Below are 23084 nucleotides of genomic sequence, written 5' to 3'. Positions count from 1 at the left end.
CGGCTGCGTTGCGGCCGTTTCGCGTCACCGGGCCGCTCCCAACGATTGCGGGTCCGGGAACGGCCGTGCGCCGCGCTTTTCTGAGGGCAACAGTGTAACGGCCAGCCAGCCAATACGCTCGACCTCAGGTGTCCCTGCTGCCATTGCGCTATAGTTGCTGCCCTTACGTACACGCTGCCAAAGAGTTCCCACTCCATGTTCAACAAAGGATTGTTGCTGGCCTGCGCGCTGGCGTTGCTCAGTGCTTGTGACGGCGCCTCGCCGGAAAAAACCAAGCCGACCGAGTCTCCTGCCGCGAGCGCGGCGGTCGAGGCGGCGGCACCCAAACGCGAAGACCCGGCTGTGCTCGCCAAACGTTACGAGGGCCGCGAGCTGAGCGTGCTGGACGTCTCCGAAGTCCAGCTCGACGGAGCCGCTACCTTGTCGGTGAGCTTCTCGGTGCCACTGGATGCCAAGCAGGACTTCGCCAACACGTTGCACCTGGTGGATACGGTCAAAGGCAAGGTCGATGGCGCCTGGGAGCTCTCCGACAACCAGATGGAACTGCGCCTGCGCCATCTTGAGCCACAGCGCAAGCTGGTGCTGACCATCGACAAAAGCCTGCTGGCGGTGAACGGCAAGACGCTGGACAGCGAGTCGGTGAGCCGCCTGGAAACCCGCGACATGCAGCCCACCGTGGGCTTCGCCAGCCGCGGCTCGCTGCTGCCGACGCGCCTGGCCGAAGGCCTGCCGGTCATCGCCCTGAACGTCAACAAGGTCGATGTCGAATTCTTCCGCATCAAGCCGGACATGCTCTCCAGCTTCCTGGTCAACTGGGGTCGCAACAGCAGCCTGTACTACTACCAGTCCAAGGAAACCCTGGAGATGGCTGAGCTGGTCTACAGCGGCCGTTTCGACCTCAACCCTGCGCGCAACACCCGCGAGACCATGCTGCTGCCGATTGCCGGTATCAAGCCGCTGCAGGAGCCGGGCGTGTACCTGGCCGTGATGCGTGCCTCGGGCACCTACGACTATTCGCAACCGGCAACGTTGTTCACCCTCAGCGACATCGGCGTATCCGCCCATCGCTACCACGACCGCCTGGATGTATTCGCCCAGGCGCTGGAAGGCGGCAAGGCGTTGAAAGACGTCAACCTCGAACTGCACGATGACAAGGGCAAGCTGCTGGCCCAGGCCAAGACAGATAGCCAGGGTCATGCCCAACTGCCCATCACCGCCAAGGCCGACACCCTGATTGCCACCCAGGGCGTGCACACCACGCTGCTGCGCCTGAACACGGCGGCGCTGGACCTGGCCGAGTTCGACATCACCGGGCCCCAGGCCAACCCGCTGCAGTTCTTCATCTTCGGCCCGCGAGACCTGTATCGCCCTGGCGAAACGGTGCTGCTCAATGGCCTGTTGCGCGATCAGGATGGCAAGCCGGTCAAGGCCCAGCCGGTCAGCGTGGAGGTCCGTCGCCCCGATGAGCAGGTGAGCCGCAAGTTCGTCTGGGAGGCTGACGCCAACGGTCTTTACCAGTACCAATTGCAACTGGCCACCGAAGCTCCGACGGGCCGTTGGCAGTTGCTGCTCGACCTCGGCGGCGGGCGCAAGCAGGTGTATGAGTTCCTGGTCGAAGACTTCCTGCCCGAGCGCCTGGCACTGGAGCTCAAGGGCAGCAGTCAGCCGCTCGCACCAGAGCAGGATGCGCGTATCCAGGTCAATGGCCGCTACCTTTATGGCGCCCCGGCTGCCGGCAATCGCCTGAGTGGTCAGGCCTATGTCCGCCCGCTGCGAGAAGCCGTACCCGCCTTGCCGGGCTACCAGTTCGGCTCGGTGACCGAGACCGAGCTGAACCAGGACCTGGAGCTCGATGAAGTGACCCTCGACCAGGCCGGTAAAGCGGTGGTCGACATCGAAAGCCGCTGGGCCGAGGCCCGTTCGCCGCTGCAACTGACCGTGCAGGCCAGCCTGCAGGAGTCCGGCGGCCGACCGATCACCCGGCGTCTGGAACAGCCGATCTGGCCTGCCGAGCGTTTGCCGGGCCTGCGTGGCCTGTTCGACGGTGACGAGACCGACAGCGATGGCCCGGTGGAATTCGAGTTCCTGGTGGCGGACCGGGACGGCAACAAGCTGGCGGCGAACGACCTCAAGGTCAGGCTGATTCGCGAGCGCCGCGACTACTACTGGAACTATTCGCAGAGTGATGGCTGGAGTTACAACTACAACGAGAAATTCCTCACGCAAAGCGAGGAAACGCTCAGCGTCAAGGCAGGCTCCACGGCCAAGCTGACCTTCCAGGTCGAGTGGGGGCCGTATCGCGTGGAAGTGGAAGACCCGGAAACCGGACTGGTTTCCAGCGAACGCTTCTGGGCCGGTTATCGCGCCCAGGACAACGCCGAAGGCGGCGCTGTGCGTCCGGACCAGGTCAAGTTGGCGCTGGACAAGCCTTCGTACGCCGATGGTGCCACGGCCAATGTCACCGTCACGCCACCGGCGCCAGGCAGTGGTTATTTGATGGTCGAGTCCAGCGAGGGCCCGCTGTGGTGGCAGGAGATCGACGTTCCCGCCGAGGGCAAGACCTTCGAGGTGAAACTCGACAAGCAGTGGGCACGCCATGACCTGTATGTCAGCGCCTTGGTGATCCGCCCCGGCGAACGCAAGGCCAATGCCACGCCCAAGCGCGCGGTGGGCGTGCTGCACCTGCCGCTGGACCGCGCCGAGCGCAAGCTTGCCGTCACCTTGCAGGCCCCTGAGAAGATGCGGCCGAAACAGCCACTGACCGTGAAACTCAAGGCCGCCAACGCTGATGGCAGCCACCCGAAACAAGTGCATGTGCTGCTGTCCGCGGTAGACGTGGGCATCCTCAACATCACCGACTTCAAAACCCCGGACCCGTTCGCCAGCCTGTTCGGTCGCAAGGCCTACGGTGCCGACCAACTGGACATCTACGGGCAGTTGATCGAAGCCGGCCAGGGCCGTCTGGCGAGCCTGGCATTCGGTGGCGATGCGGCCATGGCCAAGGGCGGCAAGCGCCCCAATACCACGGTGACCATCGTCGCTCAGCAGAGCGTGCCGGTGACCCTTGACGAGAAGGGCGAGGGTCAGGCAACGGTCGAGATCCCCGACTTCAACGGTGAGCTGCGCCTGATGGCTCAAGCCTGGAGCGATGAGCACTTCGGCATGGCCGAGGGCAAGACCGTGGTCGCCGCGCCATTGATTGCCGAACTGGCGGCGCCGCGCTTCCTGGCCGGTGGTGATCGCACCAGCCTGGCGCTGGACTTGGCCAACCTGTCGGGGCGCGCGCAGCAGTTGAGTGTCGAGCTGCGTACCGAGGGCCAATTAAGCCTGCAAGCGGATGCCCTGCAAAGCGTCGCGCTGGCGGAAGGTCAGCGCACCACGCTGATGATTCCGGTCCAGGCCCAGGGAGGCCTCGGTCAGGGCAAGGTGACCGTGCGCGTCAACGGCCTGCAACTGCCGGGTGAGCCGACCAACACTTTCGAGCGGGAATGGACCTTGGGTGTTCGCCCCGCCTACCCGGCCATGCTCAAGCACTACCGTGTGGCCCTGAAGGAGCAACCCTGGACGCTGCCGGAGGGCGACCTGGCCGCCTTCGAGCCCGCCGGCCTGGAGGCCAGCCTGGCCTTGTCGAGTCGCCCGCCGTTGAACCTGGCCGAGCAGATTCGTGCGCTGGAAGCCTACCCTTATGGCTGCCTGGAACAGACCACCAGCGGGCTCTACCCCTCGCTGTATGCCGATGCGGAGAGTCTCAAGCGCCTGGGCATCAAGGGCGAAGCCGCCGAGGTCCGCAAGCGCAAGATCGAGATGGGCATCGAGCACTTGCTGGGCATGCAACGCCACAACGGCAGCTTCGGCCTGTGGAGTTCGGACAGTGAGGAGGAGTACTGGCTGACCGCCTATGTCACCGACTTCCTGATGCGTGCCCGCGACCAAGGCTACGGCGTCCCGGCCGAGTCCCTGAAAAAGGCCAGTGAGCGGTTGTTGCGTTACGTGCAGGAGCGCAACCTGATCGAGGTTGATTACAGCGACAATGCCGAGCACACCCGTTTTGCCGTGCAGGCCTATGCCGCCCTGGTGCTGTCGCGCAGCCAGCAGGCACCCTTGGGCGCATTGCGCAGTCTGTTCGAACGACGGGCCGATGCGCGTTCCGGGCTGCCGCTGGTGCAACTGGCGGTAGCGCTGGACAAAATGGGCGACAAACCACGCGCCGATCAGGCCTTGCAGGCCGGCCTAGGCATCAGCCGTGGCAAGGGCTGGATGGCTGACTACGGCAGCGCATTGCGCGACCAGGCACTGATTCTGGCGCTGTTGCAGGAGAACAAACTGGCCAGTAATCAGGTCGACCAGCGTCTGTTCGCCTTGTCGGACGAACTGGCCGCCAACCGTTGGCTTTCGACCCAGGAGCGCAATGCGCTGTATCTGGCAGGCCGTGGCTTGCTCGACAAGCCGGAAGGGCAGTGGAAGGCGCGCCTGGACAGCGCGGGCGAGATTCGCGTGTTCAGCAACACCGAATCGGGCATGAAGCTCGAAGGGCCGCTGCTGGCCGCGCCGCTGAGCGTGCAGAACGAAGGCAGCGAAACGCTCTACCAGCAACTGACGCTGTCGGGGTATCCGCGTCAGGCACCGGCCGCTGGCGGCAACGGCCTGCAGATCCGCCGCGAGTACCTGGGCATGAACGGCCAGGCACTTGACCTGCACAACCTGCGCAGTGGTGACCTGGTGCTGGTGCACCTGGCACTCAAGGCCGAGACCGCCGTGCCGGATGCGCTGGTGGCGGACTTGTTGCCTGCGGGCCTGGAGCTGGAAAACCAGAACCTGGCGCAGAGCGCGGCGAGCCTGGACAACGCCAGCAGTGCGGTCAAGCAGTGGCGTGAGTCGATGCAGAACGCCAGCGTGGTGCACCAGGAGTATCGTGACGATCGCTACGTGGCGGCGCTCAAGCTCGACAGCTATGGGACCACGCACTTGCTGTACCTGGCGCGGGCCGTGACGCCGGGCACCTATCGCGTGCCGCCGCCGCAGGTCGAGTCGATGTACCGGCCAAACCTTCAAGCAGTGGGGGATGGGCAGGGTGAGATGGTTGTGAAGGCGCGTTGAGATGCGGGCTGGCTCCCACAGGTAGCGGTTATCCGTGGGAGCTAGCGATGGGCCGCGAAGCGGCCCCACGTCAGTGGATGATCCAGCTCAACACCCACAACCCCAGCAGCAACCAGATGATCCCAGCGATGATCGAGGCGCGCATGAAGGCGCGGATTGCCGAGTACAGCAGCATCAGGCCAACGATCAGGGCCAGGATGCTGATCAGCGAGGTGTCCATGCCCAATGTGCGCGCCAGGCCATCTATGAAATTACCCCCGGCATTGGCCAGCAGGTTGAACAGGCCGCTCAACGCGTCGACGATGAAGCGGATCAACGACCCCAGCGCCTGCCCCAGCCACTCGAAAAAACCTTCTACATGCATAGTTGCTTCCTGATGATCGAATCGGCGAGGTTACCGATTCCAAGCCTTTGGCCATCACCTGGCCAGGTCGGTTCCCAATGCCAAGCTTAACCCGCCTGCATACCCGTGCGGGGCGCTTGCTGTGCGGTTCTGCCTTGGCGTTGGCGATGACGGCGGGCCTGTTGTGGCTGGCCGACCGCCTCTGGCCGTTGCCCATGCCTGCGGATGATCTGGCACGGGTGGTGCTGGCCGAAGACGGCACGCCGATGTGGCGTTTCGCCGATGCCGATGGCGTGTGGCGTTACCCGGTCAGCCCCGAGGAAGTTTCGCCGCTATACCTGCAGGCGCTGCTGACCTATGAAGACCGTTGGTTCTACAGCCACCCGGGTATCAACCCCTTGGCCCTGGCCCGTGCGGCCTGGCTCAACCTGCGCGGTGGGCGCGTGGTCTCGGGTGGCAGCACCCTGTCGATGCAAGTGGCCCGGCTGCTCGACCCGCATGATCGAACGCTGGCCGGCAAGCTGCGGCAACTGTGGCGCACCGGGCAACTCGAATGGCACCTGTCCAAGCGCGAGATCCTGCAGCTTTACCTGAACCGTGCTCCATTTGGCGGCACCTTGCAGGGCGTAGCGGCGGCCAGTTGGGCTTACCTGGGCAAGTCGCCGATGCATTTGACCCCTGCCGAGGCGGCGCTGCTGGCGGTGTTGCCGCAGGCGCCCAGCCGTTTGCGCCCGGACCGTCATCCGGCGCGTGCCCAGCGGGCGCGGGACAAAGTGCTGCAGCGCCTGGGCGAATATCACGTGTGGCCTGCCTTGCAGATCAAGGAGGCTACCGAGGAGCCCCTGTTGCTGGCCCCGCGCCAGGAGCCTGCGCTGGCGCCGTTGCTGGCGCGCCGGCTGAACACGGCCAACAGTCCGCCGCTCATTCGTACCACCCTGGACGCGAACCTGCAGCGGCGTTTGGAAGACCTGCTGCTAGGCTGGCGTGCACGCCTGCCGGAGCGCACCTCGGCCGCGGTGCTGGTGGTGGAATCGCAGACCATGGCCGTCAGGGCCTACCTGGGCTCAATCGACCTGGCCGACGAGCGCCGATTCGGCCATGTCGACATGGTGCGATCCCTGCGCTCGCCCGGCTCGACCCTCAAGCCATTTCTCTACGGCATGGCGCTGGACGACGGCCTGATTCATTCCGAGTCGCTGCTGCAGGACGTGCCGCGCCGCTATGGTGACTACCGTCCCGGCAATTTCTCGATGGGGTTCAGCGGGCCGGTGGCAGCCAGTTCGGCGCTGGCCCTGTCCTTGAACTTGCCAGCCGTGCAACTGCTTGAAGCCTACGGCCCCAAACGCTTTGCGGCGGAGCTGCGAAATGCGGGCATACCGCTGGTGCTGCCGCCCCTGGCAGAGCCCAACCTGTCGCTGATTCTCGGGGGCGCCGGCAGTCGCCTGGAAGACCTGGTCGCAGGCTACGCGGCGTTGGCCAGGGCGGGCAACAGTGCCCAGGTACGCCTGCGGCCGCAGGACCCGCTGGTGGAACGACGCCTGCTGTCGCCGGGGGCGGCCTGGATCATCCGCCGCATTCTCAGCGGCCAGGCCCGCCCTGACCGTGACCCACATGCCGAACTGGTCCAACGGCCGCTGCTGGCCTGGAAGACCGGGACCAGTTATGGCTTTCGCGATGCCTGGTCGATCGGGGTAGGGCCGCGTTACCTGATCGGTGTGTGGATCGGTCGCCCCGACGGTACGCCGGTGCCTGGGCAGTTTGGCCTGGCCTCGGCAGCGCCGCTGATGCTGCAGGTTCATGACCTGTTGAGCAATCGCGACAGCCAACGTGGCATTGCCGCGCCGGTGGAGCAGATGCCGCAAAGCGTTGGCGTGGCGGCGATCTGTTGGCCTTTGGGCCAGCCAATGAAGCGGCAAGACCCCAACTGCCGTCGCCAGCGCTTCGCCTGGACCCTGGAAGGCACCACGCCACCCACCTTACAGGCGGCCGACCAGCCGATCGGGCTTGGGCTGCGGGAAACGGTCTGGGTCAACGACCAGGGCCTGCGCGTCGACAGCACCTGCCCCGGTGCCAAGGCGCGAGAGGTCGCCCTGTGGCCCGCCCCGCTCGAGCCTTGGTTGGGGCGTCAGGAGCGTCGCGCTGCCCGGTTGCCAGCCGTGGACCCTGGTTGCCCGCCGCAGCTCGCGGCGCGGGTGCCGCCGTTGTCGATCGTGGGGGTGCGCCCTGGGGACAACCTGCGCAGGCCTTCGACCAGCAGCGAGCCACTGCAACTGCATGTCTGGGCATTGGGCGGAGGCGGGCGCCGCTGGTGGTTCCTCAACGGCCAGCCCTTGGGCGAGACCGAGGGGCAGAACAGCTTGCTGGTGCGTTTCGACAAGGCCGGACAGATCGAGCTGAGCGCCCTGGACGAAAGCGGCGAGACCGCGCGGGTGGCATTTGAGGTCAACGAGTGACGGTCGACGTTTGCAGGTCCAGCACCTACGCTTGCAAGTGACTGGGGTGACCGGCTGGCGCCCTGGTACCCAAGGGATCATGGAGTGTCCTATGCGTCCTCTGGTCGTGCCCCTGTTGCTGCTGTCTTGGGCCAACCTGGCTCATGCCGAGCCGTTGCCTGGCTTTCTCGACGGCCACGAAAATGAGCGCCGCCTGCCCGCCGCCAACCTGCCGCTGGATGTTTATCGCCCCTTGGCACCTGGGCTGCGGGTGTGGGCTCCGCTCGCCAAGCAACGCGCATCGCTGCCGACGAATACTCCGCTGATGCTGCACAAGGTGCGTTTCGAAGGGGGGACCGTCTACCCGCTCAGTGAACTGCGCGAGCATTTCCAGCCGCTGATGGGGCGGCAAACCACCTTCGGCGAACTGCAACAGTTCACCGATCGCCTGACTGAGCGTTATCGGGGTGACGGCTACCTGCTGTCCTACGCATACCTACCGCCCCAGGACGTCAGCGAAGGCCGGGTGCAGGTGGTGCTGGTCGAGGGCTATATCCGCGACTACCGGCTGGTAGGCGATATCGGACCTGCCGCCGCCTACCTCGAGCAGTTGCTGACGCGGCTCAAGGCCGAGCGCCCCTTGACCGGCAAGACCCTCGACCGTTACCTCGGCCTGGCCGAGCGGATGCCCGGTGTGTCCATCGAGGCCGAACTGCCTGCCACCGATCAAGCGGACGGTGCGACCCAATTGACCGTTCGTGCCCGGCGCAGGCCCTTCGACGCGGCGTTGACCCTTAGCGATGGCAACCGTGACGAGCCGCAAGCATTGCTCAGGGTTTCCAGCCGATCGCAGACCCGCTTTGCCGAACGCGTCGCGGCCAGCGTCATCCAGCCCAAAGGCGACGAGCAGACCCGATACCAGCATCTGGAGTACAGCCAGTACCTCGATGCCGAAGGCAGCCAACTGCTGGTGTCTGCCACGCGCTACCGTAGCGAGCCGAATACACGCGTTCGCCTGGACCATGGCCGGACCATGACGCAACGCCGGGAGAGCGATCGCTACGCAGTAGGGCTGCGTCAGCCGGTGATCGTCGCGGCGGATGAGTGGATGACGGTGGCTGGGCATTTCTATGCCGTCAGCGAGCACATCGAAGACCGGCCAGGGCAGGGCGTGCCTTCTCGAAACAACGCGACCTCGCTACGGGCCTTGTCGTTCGGCGGCGACTGGCGCCATGCCGACCCGCGTCGATTGCGGATCGTCACTGCAGGGGTCTACCAAGGCCTGGATTATCTGGGGGGCCATAGCGATGGCGACTACGACCTCAACTTCTTGCGTATGCGCGTCGCGGGGCTGCAAAGCGATCGGCTGATGGACAACTGGCAGGGTGTGCTTTCTGGGGCGTTGTACTGGAGCGATGACCGGCTGCCCGACAGCGAAAGGGCGGTGTTCGGCGGACAGAATTTCGGCAGGGGTTACCCTCGGGACCAGGCGGCGGGCGACAGGGGCTGGGGCATGGCCTACGAGCTGAACTACAGCTTTCAGCTCGATGGTGCGCTGCTCCGCCAGGTGCAACCCTATGGTGTGCTCGACAGCGCGCGTGCCTGGTACAACAGCGGGCACCTCGAGGATTCAACGCTGAGCGCTGTGGCACTGGGTGTGCGCCTGGGTGACGGTCGCCGTGGCAGTGTCGCGCTGGAAGTGGCCAAGCCGTTGGCGGATGTGGCGCTGGACAGTCTCGATCGCGGGCCGCGTTGGACCCTGACCTTCAGCTTCCAGCCCTGAGCCTGGCCGGTTTCGATGCCCTCAGTGCGTGGTGAATCGCTGGTGCACAGGAGACGAACTAGGCGTCAGGGCCAACGCCAGCTGGGTGCGGTTGTGCATATGGGTCAGGCGCAGTACCTGGGATACATAGAGCTTCACGGTGTTCTCGGTGATACCGAGCTCGCAGGCGATCTGGTAGTTGGTCTTACCCTTGCTCACCAGGCGGGCCACTTCCAGCTGGCGTGGCGAAAGCTTCTCGAAGGCAGCTGGCAGCTCGGCTTCGTTTTCCTCGGCATCGCTGGCTCGACGGTGCACGCCCTGGCCGCGGGCTTTTTCCAGGTCTTGGTAAAGTTCGTCGATCGATTCGGCCAGCTCCTGCAGGCGTCGGTTCAGGCTGCCCAGGTCGCGGAAGTTGTTCTGGCGTTCGAGTAACGATTGCTCCTGGCGGCGTACACCTTCGAGCAACTCATCGAGGTCCACGGGTTTTTGGTAGTAGTCGGCAAAACCTTCGCGCAGCGCGCGGACCACATCCTGTTTCTCGGCTCGCCCGGTCAGCATGATCGCCTCGAACAGACGCTCACGTCCGGCGACTTCCTTGAGTGCGTGAACCAACTCGATGCCATCGCGTTTGGGCATGTGCAGGTCGCACAGCACAAGGCCAATGGCTTGGTCCGCCACGTAGCATTCGATGGCCTGGTCGGTTGAAAAAGCCGGCACGCAGCGATGGCCATGGCTTTCGAGGAATTCACACAACTGTTCGACGATCAACTGCTGGTCATCGACAACCAGCACCTTTACCTCACTCGTTGGCTTGCTCACGATCAACTCCCTGTTCGTAATTGGCCCTGCTCCCGGGCCAGACGCTCTGGCAGTTAGAAAAGTAGTCCTACTTCCCAACTTTGTACAAGTTTTGTACAACACTTCGGACCATGGAAATGACTATTGGATCCATACGGCAGTGAGCATGAAGCCGGCCAGCACGTAAGGCACGAACGCTTGCTTGTCGCCCATTTGCTCAGTCAGCGCTTGCAGTCGTTTCTTGACCTTCGGATTCATCAGGGTCCACAAGCGTCGCCGGGCGAGCAACCACATCAGGACGCTGATCCCGGCACCAATGAAGGTGCCGAGTACATACTGGTAGCTGGTGGCCAGCGCCAGGGCGCCCATCAACTTGACGTCATCAGCGCCGAAGCGGCCGAGCATGTAGCCGGGCAGGGTAAGCAGCATGACGATGGCCAGCGCCCAGCCGGCATCGCTGGCGTCGGCGCCGATCCAGCTGTGTCCGGTTGCGAACAGCCACACCAGGGCACAAGCGGCCACACCCAGGGTAAGCATGTTGGAGATCTGCCGTTCGCGGACATCTTGTTCGGCGCACAAGGCAAGCCACATCAGGAGAACAATGCTTTGCATGGGCAGGTCGCCATCCCTATTCGTTGAACTGATCTATCCAGGCAGTCAGGTTTCAATAGTCAGGGTAGACGGAATCCGACGAACGGGCGTGGCGTGAGGGAAAAAAGGTTTCATCCATGACCGTCCACGCACAGTGAGGCGGTCACGGATGTCGAGGCCGGCGCAGTCTTATTGCTTGCTACCCGGTGGGTACTTGCTCAGCACCTGGGAAATGGTCTTCTGGATCGCGGAGTTGCGTTCCTCGGGGCTTGGTGGGTAGTTGTTCATGATTTGTTCGGCACTGCCGCGCCACACCAGCTTGCCATCGTGGCCATCGAACATGTCGACTTGGAGGGTGGCCACCTTGTAGTCGACGCTGCGGGTCTCGTTGTACATCGGGCCACCCCAATAGCCTCCCCAGTAACCACCCCAGCCGCCGCCATAGTTGGTGGTGATCTGTTGCTGGCGTTGCTCGACGATCAGGTAGGCCTGGACCTTCAGATCAGGCCGGGCGCTGCCCTGCGCAGGACGCAGACCACGTTGATCCAGCTCGCTGGCAACTGCCTGACGGATGCGCTGCTCGGTCAGGTCGCTCTTGATGCGAGGGTCATCGGGTCGGTACTGCAAGCCTGGCTCTTGCCATGCCCAGCTGCGATAGGCAGCAAAATCGCGGCTCGCGTCGAAATCCTGTTGGACGTTGTTGCTTGCACAAGCGGCGAGCAACAGCGCGAATGACAGCACAACGAGACGGCGCAACATGATGGTTCTCCGTTGAACGTTAACTAGGAGGATAGCCGCTGAGCGCCTTGTGCACCGATTCGCGCAGGGCTTGCTCGCGATCACGTGGTGAGTCCTGGTCGCTGCCGCTTTCGGCGCTGGCGCTCCAGACGGGCTGGCCGTTGCGGGCGTCGAACAGGTCGATGCGTACCACCATCACCTCGACCTCGTAGGTGCGCACGATGGGCACGCTGCCATAGGCCCCATAGCCATTGCGGTAACCGCCGAAGCCGACGCCGCTATAGGGGTAGGGGCCGTAGTAGGGGTCATAGTCGTAATCGCGAACCTGGCGCAGGCGCCGTTCCAGCCGGATGTCGGCGCTCACCAGCAAGTCGCCGGTACCACCTCTGGCCGGGCGTAGCCCGTGCTGGTCGAGGGCACCGCTGACAGCGTCGGCCAGTTGGCTGGGGTCGGCGTTGGCACTGCTGCTGGGCAATTGGCCGTTGCGCCAGCTCCAGCTGCGGTAATGCCCGTAGTCCCGTGTCGGTGCCGGGTAGGCACTGGCATCGTAGGTCGTTGCGGCCTGGGGTGGTGCGGGGGGCAGCGGGCGGCTGCTGGCGACATACGGGTTGGCACCCTGGCAGGCGGCCAGGGCTAACGGCAGCAAGGCCAGGCACAGCAAGCGATACGGCATGTAGTCCTCCCGGCGGGCGGGGTCAGCGGGGGCGGCAGATCCAGTGCAGGTAACGGCCCAAGCCGGCAAAGGCTGGGTGACGACGGTGGGCCAGTTCCATTTCCAGAAGGTCCAGCAGCTCGGCCTTGTCCTGGAATTCCTTGGGCATGTAGTCGTGGAACACCCTGACACCACTTTCACTTTCTACCTGCCACACAGGATCAAGGTGAACCTTGAGCTCACGGGGATCAAGTGGTTTCTGCGGCGTCAGGCTCTGCTTTTCACCTTGCAATCTGTTGCTGCGCAACTTGCGGAAATGGCCTTTGAGCAGGTTGCGGTAGACCAGCGCATCACGGTTGTAGAACGCCAGCGACAACCAGCCGCCTGGGGCGGTCAACTGGTGCAGTACCGGCAGGATGCTTTCGGGTTCGGCCAGCCATTCGAGCACCGCGTGGCACAGCACCAGGTCGTAAGGCTCGGTCAATTGGCCCAGCAGGTCTTGCCAGGGGGCCTGGATGAAGGTGGCTTGTTGCCCGGCTTCGGCAAAACGCGCCTGGGCGCCTTCGAGCATCGGGGCGGCGGGTTCGGCCAGGGTAAGGTGGTGGCCGCGTTGGGCCAGCCACAGTGCCATGTGGCCAAGGCCTGCGCCGATGTCGAGCACCCGCAGCGGGCGGTCGGGCAGGGCGTCGGCCAGGTCGGCCTGGAGCACGGCCAGGCGAATCGCACCTTTGGCGCCGCCGTAGATCTTTTCGGCAAAACGCGTGGCGAGCTCATCGAAGTGACGGTCGTTCATTTGGCGAAGCGCCTCTCGCTGTCGGCCAGCTTGGCGCGCACCACCTGTTCCATGTCCAGGCCCAGTTCGCTGCACAGCAGCAACAGATAGAGAACCACGTCGCCCACTTCCTGGCCGGCGTGGGCGAGTTTGTCCGCGGGCAGTTGGCGTGATTGGTCTTCGCTCAGCCACTGGAAGATTTCCACCAGTTCGGCCATTTCCACGCTGGCGGCCATGGCCAGGTTCTTCGGGCTGTGGAAGCCGCGCCAGTCGTTGTTGTCGCGAATCTGGTGCAGGCGTTCGGTGAGTTCTTGCAGGTTCATCGGGGTCTCCTAATGCTGCATAGCTTCGGTGGAGGCCCGGTGCAAAGCAAGTGGATTCGGGAGGCTTCCAGCCTCGACCTGTCATTGATGCAGTGACGCCGGGCGCGGGAGCCGCTGTGCGGCCCTCTCGCAACCTTGCCATGGGGTTTGCTCCTACCGTGGCGCCCAGCACCCGACCATGTGCAGCAGATCGCCATGCCCGTCTAGCCGCAGTTCACCGCTTGCCCCCGCTTCACTGGCACTGAGCACCACCTCGGACGGCAACCGTACCGGTTTCAAGAAATCCACCTCGAAGCGGTAGCCGCTGCTGGGCAGGTGCGTACGCAGTGCCGCCAGGGCCATGGCCTTGCTCCACATGCCATGGGCGATGGCCTTGGGGAAGCCGAACAGGCGCGCACTGGCAGCGCTGAGGTGGATCGGATTGTAATCGCCGCAGACCCTGGCATATCGCCGGCCGATGTCGCTGTCGGCGTACCAGCGGGTGGCTTCTGGCAATGGGGCGGTGTCGGGGGCAGGTGCTTCTTCGGGCTGCCCATCGAGGCGCAAGCCGCGTACCAGCATGCGGCTGGTTTCGCGCCATAGCAGGCCGAGACTGTCTTCGGCCTCGGTGATCAGGTCGAAGGTGCCGCCTTTGGCGTGCGGCTGAAGGTTCTCGGCGTGAACGGCAAACCGCAGACCGTCGATGCCGCCAAGCGGCCGCAACACGTCGATGCGGTTGTGCACATGCACCAGCCCCAGCAGCGGGAAGGGAAAGTCATGGGCGGTCAGCAACTGCAGTTGCAGGGTGAACGCCATGATGTGCGGGTAGGTACCCGGCAAGCGGCCGTCATCGGGGAAGTGGCAGAGCCGGCGGTAGGCCGCCAGGTTGTCGTGCTGTACATGAAGGAAACAACGCAAGCCCGTGGCCGGAAGCGTGTCGCCGCTGATCTTGCGCTTGCTCGCCGCGCGCAGATAGAGGCTGGCGCGCGCGTCTGGACTGTGCAGGTCGTGCCACTGTCGATCCATGTTCACGCTCCCATCAGCGCCTGGCCGCAAACCCGAAGCACCTGGCCATTGATCGCTCCGGAGCCAGGCTGGCTGAGCCAGGCAATCGCCTCGGCGACATCTTGTGGACGCCCGCCCTGGCCCAGGGAGCTCAGGCGTCGGCCGGCTTCGCGAAGCCCCATGGGCATGGCGGCGGTCATATGGGTTTCGATGAAACCGGGGGCCACGGCATTGATGCTGGCGCCTCGCTCGGCGAGCTTCGGCGCCCAGGCCTGGGCAAGCCCGATCAGCCCGGCCTTGCTTGCTGCATAGTTGGACTGGCCACGGTTGCCGGCGATACCGCTGACCGACGCCAGCAGCGTGATGCGAGCCTCTTCGCCCAGGGCGCCGGCGTCATACAGCGCCTGAGTCAGTACCTGCGGGGCCTTGAGGTTGACCGCCAGTACTGCGTCCCAGTATTCCGGCGTCATGTTGGCCAGGGTCTTGTCGCGGGTGATACCGGCGTTGTGCACGACGATATCGATTCCGCCGGGCAAGGCTTCAAGCAATCGCGCAGCGGCATCGCTGGCGCAGATGTCCAGGCCCAGCGCCTTGCCGCCGAGCCGTGCGGCCAGGGCGTCGAGGTCCTTCTGGGCCTGGGGCACATCCAGCAGCACGACTTCTGCGCCGTCGCGCGCGAGGGTTTCGGCGATGGCTGCGCCAATCCCGCGTGCGGCCCCGGTGACCAGGGCCCGGCGCCCACCTAGAGGCCGCGTCCAGTCCTGGACCTGGCTGGCGCAGGGCTCAAGACGCAGTACCTGACCGGAGATGAATGCACTCTTGGGCGAAAGGAAGAAGCGCAGGGCCCCTTCAAGTTGATCTTGTGCTCCGGGGGCCACGTACAGCAATTGTGCAGTGGCGCCGTTGCGCAGCTCTTTGGCCAACGAGCGGCTGAAGCCCTCCAAGGCGCGTTGTGCGACGCTGGCCATCGGGTCGTCGAGGCTTTCCGGCGCACGCCCGAGGATCACTACATGGGCACAGGAGGCCAGGCTGCGCAGCAGCGGCTGGAAGAACTCACGCAACTGCTTCAGCCCGTCGCTGTCGGACAGATGACTGGCATCGAACACCACAGCCTTCAACTTTGGCCCAAGGCCGGCGACCCAGGCGGGTGCCTGCAGGTCTTCGCCATTGAAGCTATAGAAATCGTCGGTCAGGCGCGGGGCGATAGACTCGACCTGGTTCGCCAGCGGACCACCGCCGAGCACCAATGCGCCTTCGACCGGGCGCAGGCGGCCGGGTTGCCAGCGCTCCAGGGGCGCGGGGTGGGGCAGGCCCAAGGCATCCACGAGGCGTCGACCGAGGTTGGAGTTGGCGAAGCCTAGATAGCGATCACTCATGTGCGGGTCTCCCTGAATGCAAGCTTGCAAGTGTGGACCAAGTTTGTGGCAAGGTCGTTCGAATGCGGTAAAAACACCTAGGCTGTACGGATCAAATTGTTTCAGGAGGAACATGCGCATGCGTTCAACTCGCCGGGTCGCGATCCTGGGCGGCAACCGAATTCCCTTCGCCCGCTCCAACGGTGCCTATGCCAATGCCAGCAACCAGGCGATGCTCACCATCACTCTGGAAGGCCTGATCGAACGCTACCGGCTGCATGGATTGAAGCTGGGGGAGGTCGTTGCCGGGGCGGTACTGAAGCACTCCCGCGAGATGGCCCTTACCCGCGAGTGTGTGCTGGGCTCACGGCTGTCGCCGCAGACGCCTGCCTATGACATCCAGCAAGCCTGTGCCACCGGCCTTGAGGCGGCGTTGCTGGTGGCCAACAAGATTGCCTTGGGGCAGATCGACAGCGCGATCGCCGGCGGGGTGGACACCACGTCCGATGCGCCCATCGCCGTCGGCGAAGGCTTGCGCCGGATTCTGCTGCAGGCTCACCGGGGCAGGACGCTGGGGGAGCGGCTCAAACCGTTCCTCAAGCTGCGCCCCGGCCACCTGAAGCCAGAACTGCCGCGTAACGAAGAGCCACGCACCGGCCTGTCGATGGGCGAGCATTGCGAACGCATGGCTCAGACCTGGCAGATTGGCCGCGCCGAACAGGACGAACTGGCGCTGCTCAGTCACCAGCGCCTGGCTGCGTCCTATACCGAAGGTTGGCAGGATGATCTGCTGACGCCGTTCATGGGGCTGGCCCGCGACAACAACCTGCGTGGGGACCTGACGCTCGAACAACTCGGTGCGCTGAAACCGGTGTTCGACCGAAGCGGCCAAGGCACGCTGACGCCGGGTAATGCCACCCCGCTGACCGATGGCGCCTCGCTGGTGTTGCTGGGCAGCGAGGAGTGGGCACAGGCGCAAGGCCTCCCGGTGTTGGCGTATCTCGTCGATGGCGAGGCGGCCGCGGTGGACTTCGTCACTGGCAAGGAGGGGCTGCTGATGGCGCCAGCGTACGCCGTGCCGCGTCTGCTGGCGCGCAATGGCCTGACCCTGCAGGACTTCGACTACTACGAAATTCACGAGGCATTCGCCGCCCAGGTGCTGTGCACGCTCAAGGCCTGGGAGGACACCGACTACTGCCGTGAACGACTGGGTCTCGATGGCCCGCTGGGGGCGATCGACCGCAGCAAGCTCAACGTCAAGGGCAGTTCGTTGGCCGCCGGCCACCCCTTCGCCGCGACGGGCGGGCGGATTCTGGCCAACATGGCCAAGTTGCTGGCGACGGCAGGCAAGGGCCGGGGCTTGATCTCGATCTGCGCGGCGGGTGGGCAGGGGGTCACGGCCATCGTCGAACGTTGAGCATTTGCACGACAAGCCCACGGTTCAGGCATCCCATCGCCGGCTGGCCGGCGATGAGCCCGATAGTCCCGTGTTAGGCTTGTCTGGTCAGAACTACAAGAAACCCACATGCCGACCATCGGACACCCACGCCCCATCCCAGTGCTGGATCACCTGCCCAGGCCGCTCTACGCCCGTGCCGAAAGCCTTGGCGCCGGCTCCTGGACCACGCGGCACCGCCATGACTGGGTGCAGTTCTCCTATGCCATCAGCGGAGTGCTCGGCGTCTACACCGCGGATGGCAGCTATTTCGCGCCGCCGCAATGGGGCGTGTGGATTCCCGCTGATGCCGAACACGAAGTCGTTACCTCGATGCAGGCTGAAATGCGCAGCCTTTATGTGCGCCGCGATGCCTGCCCGTGGGCGCCGACGCAGTGCCGGGTCCTGGAAGTGACGCCGCTGGCGCGTGAACTCATCAAGCAGTTCTGCCTGTTCCCCGTGGATTACCCCGAAGGCGACAGTCCCGAAGCACGGCTGGTGTCTGTGCTACTCGATCAGTTGCGTACATTGCCTGAGGTTGGGTTCTCACTGCCGTTGCCGCGTCATCCCGGGCTGCTGGCCTTGTGCAACGGCCTGATCGCCACACCCGAGCAGCCGCAGACCCTGCAGGAATGGGCCAGACAGCTGGCGTGTTCGGAGAAAACCCTGATGCGCCTGTTCCAGCGGGAGACGGGCCTGAGCTTTCGCAACTGGCGCCAGCGCATGCGCCTGTTGTCGTCCCTGGCCCTGCTGGAAGCGGGAGAGAGTGTGACCGAGGCGGCGCTGGGCTGTGGTTATGACTCCACCTCAGCCTACATCGCCGCCTTCAAGCAGCTGTTCGGGTCGACCCCCGGCGAGTTGCGGCTCTAGCGGTCAGGTGCGGAAGCGGCGTACCAGCGCATCCAGCTCGTTGGAAAGGCCGGCCAGGCTCTCGGAGTCCTGACGGGCGGCTTGGGCCAGCTCGGCCACCAGTTGCGCATCGCCATGGATCTGGCTGATGTGGCGGTTGATGTCCTCTGCCACTTGGTGCTGCTCTTCCGCTGCCGTCGCGATCTGGGTATTCATGTCGCGGATGATGTCCACCGACTCGCGAATCTGGCCAAAGCTGTCGCGGGCCAGCCCGATCCGGCTGACCGACTGCTGCGACACCTCCAGGCTGGCGTGCATCTGCTCGGCCACCTCGGCGGTACGGCTGGCCAGGTTGCCCAGCAGGCCGTCGATCTCAGCGGTGGAATCGGCGGTGCGCTTGGCCAGGGCCCGTACTTCGTCGGCGACCACGGCGAAACCACGGCCCTGCTCGCCGGCACGCGCGGCCTCGATGGCGGCGTTAAGGGCCAGCAGGTTGGTCTGCTCGGCAATCGAGCGGATGGTGCCGAGGATCGACTGAATGGCGTTGCTGTCACGCTCCAGTTGCTGGATCGACTGCGCCGACTGCTCGATCTCCTGGCTCAGGCGATCGACGCTGTGCACCGCCGCATCGATCTGCTGCTGGCCTTCACGCGCTTGCTGCTGGCCGCTGTCGGCCGATTGCGCGGCCTGGCTGCACGAGCGGGCCACTTCGTTGGCGGTCGCGACCATTTCGTGGAAGGCGGTGGACACCATGTCCACGGCTTCACGCTGGCGCCCGGCGGCTTCGGCCATGTCGCTGGAAACCCGGGTGGAACTGCTGGAGGTGCTGAGAATCTTGGCGGCGGCGGCACCGATGTGCTGAATCAGGCTGCGGATCGCGCCGAGGAACTGGTTGAACCAGCTGGCCAGTTGTGCGGTTTCGTCGCGGCCGCGGATTTCCAGGTTCCGGGTCAGGTCGCCTTCGCCCTGGGCGATGTCTTCCAGACCGCTGGTCACGCTGTTGATCGGGCGCACGATGAGCTTGGCGAACGCCGCGCCGACGACCGCGAACAGCGCCGCCAGCACCAGGGCGATGGTGCCGATCAGCCAAGTCAGGCGGGTAGTGGTCTGCATCACTTCGCTTTGTTCGATCAGGCCGATGAAAGTCCAGCCCAGCTTTTCGTCCGGGTAGACGTTGGCCATGTAGCGGGTGCCGTTGAGCTCGATCTCCACCAGGCCTTTGCCGGCCTTGGCCAGTTCGGCGTAGCCGTCACCAAAGCTGGCCAGTTGCTTGAAGTTGTGGCTGGCATCGCGCGGGTCGACCATCACGTTACCGTTGCTTTCCACCAGCATCAGGTAACCGCTTTCGCCCACTTTGATCTGCTTGACGATCTCGGTCAGGCCTTTGAGCGAGACGTCGATGTTGACCACACCGCCTGGGTTGCCCAGTTTGTTGGCGACAGCGCGTACGGTGCTGACCAGCACGGCATCGTCGGGAGCCCAGTAATAGGCCCCGGTGCGTACGGTCTTGCCGGGGTTGGCCATGGCCTGCTGGTACCACGGGCGTGGGCGTGGGTCGTAGTTGACGAACTTCTGGCCGGCAGGCCAACCGACATAGCCGCCGTCGCTGACGCCGTAGGAGATGTAGGCGTAGCCAGGGTGAGCGTCAGCCAGACGGGTGAAAAAGTCGAGCAGCTGCTGCGCCTGTGCACCCAGTTCATAGGACGGATTGGCACTCATGAACTTGTTCAGCTCGTTACCGGTCGCGGCTACCATGGGCTGCGCGGCCAGAAACTCCACGTTTTGGTCGATGCCCTGGAAGAAGATATTCATCGCATTGCTGACCTGGCGGATTTCCCGGCTACTGCCGTCGAGGAAACCTTCGCGGGCTTCGCCTCGCAGGTTCAGGACCACTAACGTGGCTACCAGCACAATGGGCAAGGCGGCGATGACCGCGAATGCCCAGGTCAGTTTCTGTTTGATGTTCATCGACGCTCCCGGAATTTTTTTCTTTATCGACACACGAGGCAGTAAGCGTTGTATCGGCAGGAGCGTCGGCTTTTTGAGGGGAAACCCCCGTATTTATTGGATAAAGTCGTATTTGGCGACTATTCGGTCGGGTTTAGGCTAATATGGCATACCAAAATGCCAGCAGCGGTGTGCTTTCAGGGGCAGCAAGCGCCACCGTTGGCCAGATCCTTGAGTATTGGGCAGTCTGGCCGGTCGTCGCCCTGGCAGTGCGCGACCAGCTCATCGAGGGTATCGCGCAGGCTGACCAACTCTTCGATCCGGCGGTTCAGTTCGTCGATGTGTTGCATGGCCAGGGCCTTCACATCGGCACTGGCGCGTTGGCGGTCTTGCCACAGGGTCAGCAGCTTGGCGACTTCGTCCAGCGAGAAGCCCAGGTCGCGTGAGCGTTTGATGAAGGCCAGGCGGTGCAGGTCGTCCTGGTGGTACAGGCGATAGCCACTGTCGCTGCGGGTAGCGGGCTTGAGCAGGCCGATGGACTCGTAGTAGCGAATCATCTTGGTGCTGAGCCCGCTGCGGCGGGCGGCCTGGCCGATGTTCATGGGGCCTCCTGCGAGGTGGTGGTGGGTTTCCAGGTTTTCAGCCAAAGGGCATTGCTGACCACGCTGACGCTCGACAGCGCCATGGCGGCGCCGGCCAGTACCGGATTGAGGTAGCCCAGCGCTGCCAGCGGAATGCCGATGAGGTTGTAGATAAAGGCCCAGAACAGGTTCTGGCGAATCTTGGCGTAGGTCTTGCGGCTGATTTCCAGGGCAGCGGGCACCAGGCGCGGGTCGCCACGCATCAAGGTGATGCCGGCCGCCTGCATGGCGACATCGGTGCCACCGCCCATGGCGATGCCGATATCGGCGGCGGCCAGGGCCGGCGCGTCGTTGATGCCATCGCCTACCATCGCCACCACGCCATCCTGCTTGAGTGCGGCGACAGTGGCGGCTTTGTCGGCTGGCAGCACTTCGGCGTGAACGTCATCGATGCCAAGGGCAGCGGCGACCACTTTGGCGCTGCCACGGTTATCACCGGTCAGCAAATGGCTGCTGATGTGGCGTGCCCGTAGGGCCGCGACGGCCAGTTCGGCGCCGGGCTTGAGGCTGTCACCGAAGGCGAACAGGCCAATGACACGGGGCTGTTCGCCGCGCTCGATGAGCCACGACAAGGTACGGCCTTCGGTTTCCCAAGCCTGGGCCTGGGTGGCCAGTGCGCCGGGCTGCAGGCCGCTTTCATCGAGCAGGCGTCGGTTACCCAGGGCCAGTTCGCGGCCTTGTACCTGCCCGGCGATACCGCGCCCGGTCAGGGACTGGCTGTTGGTCACTGTCGGAACATCCAGATTCTGCTCGGCGCAGGCCTGCAGCACAGCCTTGGCCAAGGGGTGTTCGCTGCCGCGTTGCAGGGCGCCGGCCAGGCGGTGCAGTTCTGCGCTGTCCCCGACCAGCGCCTGGCTGTGGACGACACGGGGGCTGCCGGATGTCAGGGTGCCGGTCTTGTCGAACACCACGCGGTTGACCGCATGGGCACGCTCCAGGGCTTCGGCGTCTTTGATCAGGATGCCATTTCGGGCAGCGACACCGGTGCCGGCCATGATCGCCGCTGGCGTGGCCAGGCCCAAGGCGCAAGGGCAGGCGATGACCAGCACCGCGACGGCATTGATCAGCGCGGTTTCCAGCGGCGCACCGGCCAACCACCAGCCCACCAGCGTGATCAGTGCCAGCACCAGCACCGCCGGGACGAACACCTGGCTGACGCGGTCCACCAGCTTCTGGATAGGGGCCTTGGCCGCCTGGGCGTCTTCGACCAGACGGATGATCCGGGCCAGTACGGTTTCCGTGCCCAGTGCCTGGGTGCGTACCAGCAAGCGGCCTTCACCGTTGATGGCACCTCCGGTGACTGTATCGCCTGGCTGTTTGGGCACCGGCAGGCTTTCGCCACTGATCAGGGCCTCGTCGGCATGGCTGCTGCCGTCCTCCACCAGGCCATCGACCGGGAAGCGTTCGCCAGGTTTGACCACGACCAGGTCGTCGATGCGCAACTGGTCGATAGCCACGTCTTGCTCCAGGCCATCGACCCATCGTACGGCGCGGTCGGGGCGCAAGGCTTCGAGGGCGCGGATGGCGCTGGCGGTCTGGCGTTTGGCGCGGCTTTCCAGGTACTTGCCCAACAGCACCAGGGCAATCACCACCGCCGAGGCCTCGAAGTACAGATGCGGCGCCATTTCCCCCGAGGCATTCGCCCACTGGTAAAGGCTCAGCCCATAACCGGCGCTGGTGCCCAGCGCCACCAGCAGGTCCATGTTGCCAGTGCCGGCGCGAACGGCTTTCCAGGCGGCTACGTAGAAACGTGCGCCGAGGACGAACTGCACCGGTGTGGCGAGCAGGAACTGCACCCAGGCAGGCAGCATCCAGTGAATGCCGAATGGCTGCACCAGCATCGGTACTACCAGGGGCAGGGCGAGCAATAGTGCCAGGCCGACCGCCAAACGCTCCTTGCGCAGAGTGTGGAGCGCATCGCTCTGCTCATCCGCGCCGGCCTGGGGCAGGCGGGCACTGTAGCCGGCTTTCTCCACCGCCTCGATCAGTTGGCGATCATCCAGCGCCTGCAGCACACGCAGATGGGCTCGCTCACTGGCCAGGTTGACGCTGACCTCCTCGACGCCTGGCAGTTTGCCCAAGGCGCGCTCGACACGGCCTACGCAACTGGCGCAGGTCATGCCGCTGATTTCCAGCTCTACGGTACGGGTAGGGACGGCATAGCCTGCTTCGCGCACGGCGTCGACCAGGGCGTGCAGGCTGTCGGCCGGCGCGAGGACGCGGGCCTGTTCGGTGGCGAGGTTGACACTGACCTGTTCAGCGCCAGCGACTTTGCGCAGGGCGCGCTCGACACGGCCAGCACAGCTGGCACAGGTCATGCCGGAGATCGGCAGGTCGAACGTGGTGGATGCGGGCATGGCTCACT

Annotated in this window: 17 protein-coding genes; 5 read left to right on the top strand and 12 right to left on the bottom strand. The window is 64.6% G+C overall.

The features are described from left to right. The first annotated feature begins 195 nt into the window (after window positions 1-195). Window positions 196-5097, top strand: coding sequence for an alpha-2-macroglobulin (locus VXM67_RS23790; protein WP_104881216.1), 4902 nt, complete (start codon window positions 196-198; stop codon window positions 5095-5097). Between the two features lie 70 nt (window positions 5098-5167). Here the strand turns inward: VXM67_RS23790 and VXM67_RS23785 are convergent, their stop codons facing one another. Further along, a complete protein-coding gene (locus VXM67_RS23785; protein WP_023382503.1) occupies window positions 5168-5461 on the bottom strand; it encodes a hypothetical protein in 294 nt (97 codons plus the stop codon). 77 nt (window positions 5462-5538) lie between these two features. Here VXM67_RS23785 and pbpC point away from each other — a divergent pair, with 77 nt between their 5' ends. Beyond that, window positions 5539-7893, top strand: a complete 2355-nt coding sequence (gene pbpC, locus VXM67_RS23780; RefSeq protein ID WP_027907502.1) for a peptidoglycan glycosyltransferase PbpC — start codon at window positions 5539-5541, stop codon at window positions 7891-7893. Between the two features lie 91 nt (window positions 7894-7984). Then, window positions 7985-9655, top strand: a complete 1671-nt coding sequence (locus VXM67_RS23775) for a ShlB/FhaC/HecB family hemolysin secretion/activation protein (protein WP_027907503.1) — start codon at window positions 7985-7987, stop codon at window positions 9653-9655. A gap of 21 nt (window positions 9656-9676) precedes the next feature. On the opposite strand, the gene VXM67_RS23770 is transcribed toward VXM67_RS23775, so the two are convergent. The 8 genes from VXM67_RS23770 to VXM67_RS23735 form a co-directional block, all read right to left on the bottom strand. After that, entirely contained in the window at window positions 9677-10453 is a 777-nt protein-coding gene (locus tag VXM67_RS23770; RefSeq protein ID WP_027907504.1) for a response regulator transcription factor, read from the bottom strand. Window positions 10454-10573: 120 nt separating this feature from the next. Next, on the bottom strand, window positions 10574-11044 hold the full coding sequence (locus VXM67_RS23765; RefSeq protein ID WP_104883264.1) for a prepilin peptidase: 471 nt from the start codon (window positions 11042-11044) through the stop codon (window positions 10574-10576). A 168-nt stretch (window positions 11045-11212) separates the two neighbouring features. Continuing rightward, window positions 11213-11782, bottom strand: a complete 570-nt coding sequence (locus tag VXM67_RS23760; RefSeq protein ID WP_023382498.1) for a DUF4136 domain-containing protein — start codon at window positions 11780-11782, stop codon at window positions 11213-11215. A gap of 19 nt (window positions 11783-11801) precedes the next feature. Continuing rightward, window positions 11802-12434 (bottom strand): DUF4136 domain-containing protein, encoded by a 633-nt coding sequence (locus VXM67_RS23755; RefSeq protein ID WP_367237411.1) that lies wholly within the window; start codon window positions 12432-12434, stop codon window positions 11802-11804. Window positions 12435-12456: 22 nt separating this feature from the next. Next, window positions 12457-13206, bottom strand: a complete 750-nt coding sequence (locus VXM67_RS23750) for a methyltransferase domain-containing protein (RefSeq protein WP_023382496.1) — start codon at window positions 13204-13206, stop codon at window positions 12457-12459. Continuing rightward, window positions 13203-13508, bottom strand: coding sequence for a MazG-like family protein (locus VXM67_RS23745; RefSeq protein ID WP_023382495.1), 306 nt, complete (start codon window positions 13506-13508; stop codon window positions 13203-13205). Before VXM67_RS23745 ends, VXM67_RS23750 begins: the two co-directional genes overlap by 4 nt. Before the next feature lie 153 nt (window positions 13509-13661). Beyond that, entirely contained in the window at window positions 13662-14513 is an 852-nt protein-coding gene (locus VXM67_RS23740; RefSeq protein ID WP_023382494.1) for a MaoC/PaaZ C-terminal domain-containing protein, read from the bottom strand. Between the two features lie 2 nt (window positions 14514-14515). Beyond that, window positions 14516-15868: a 3-oxoacyl-ACP reductase gene (locus VXM67_RS23735; RefSeq protein WP_023382493.1), complete on the bottom strand. Its 1353-nt coding sequence runs from the start codon at window positions 15866-15868 to the stop codon at window positions 14516-14518. Between the two features lie 118 nt (window positions 15869-15986). Here VXM67_RS23735 and VXM67_RS23730 point away from each other — a divergent pair, with 118 nt between their 5' ends. After that, a complete protein-coding gene (locus VXM67_RS23730; protein ID WP_023382492.1) occupies window positions 15987-17264 on the top strand; it encodes an acetyl-CoA C-acetyltransferase in 1278 nt (425 codons plus the stop codon). A gap of 108 nt (window positions 17265-17372) precedes the next feature. Continuing rightward, window positions 17373-18152 (top strand): helix-turn-helix transcriptional regulator, encoded by a 780-nt coding sequence (locus tag VXM67_RS23725; RefSeq protein WP_023382491.1) that lies wholly within the window; start codon window positions 17373-17375, stop codon window positions 18150-18152. Between the two features lie 3 nt (window positions 18153-18155). On the opposite strand, the gene VXM67_RS23720 is transcribed toward VXM67_RS23725, so the two are convergent. From VXM67_RS23720 to VXM67_RS23710, 3 genes are all read right to left on the bottom strand, one after another. Further along, window positions 18156-20099 carry a methyl-accepting chemotaxis protein gene (locus VXM67_RS23720; protein ID WP_023382490.1) on the bottom strand — a complete coding sequence of 648 codons (1944 nt, stop codon included), beginning with the start codon at window positions 20097-20099 and terminating at the stop codon, window positions 18156-18158. 176 nt (window positions 20100-20275) lie between these two features. Continuing rightward, window positions 20276-20680 (bottom strand): Cu(I)-responsive transcriptional regulator, encoded by a 405-nt coding sequence (cueR, locus tag VXM67_RS23715; RefSeq protein WP_023382489.1) that lies wholly within the window; start codon window positions 20678-20680, stop codon window positions 20276-20278. Then, on the bottom strand, window positions 20677-23076 hold the full coding sequence (locus VXM67_RS23710; protein ID WP_367237410.1) for a heavy metal translocating P-type ATPase: 2400 nt from the start codon (window positions 23074-23076) through the stop codon (window positions 20677-20679). Before VXM67_RS23710 ends, cueR begins: the two co-directional genes overlap by 4 nt. Between the last annotated feature and the right edge of the window lie 8 nt (window positions 23077-23084).

Source organism: Pseudomonas sp. Rh2 (assembly GCF_040762985.1).
Taxonomy (GTDB): Bacteria; Pseudomonadota; Gammaproteobacteria; order Pseudomonadales; family Pseudomonadaceae; genus Aquipseudomonas; species Aquipseudomonas taiwanensis.
The sequence above is the reverse complement of the archived record's forward strand: the minus strand, read 5'-3'. Positions and strand labels throughout refer to the sequence as shown.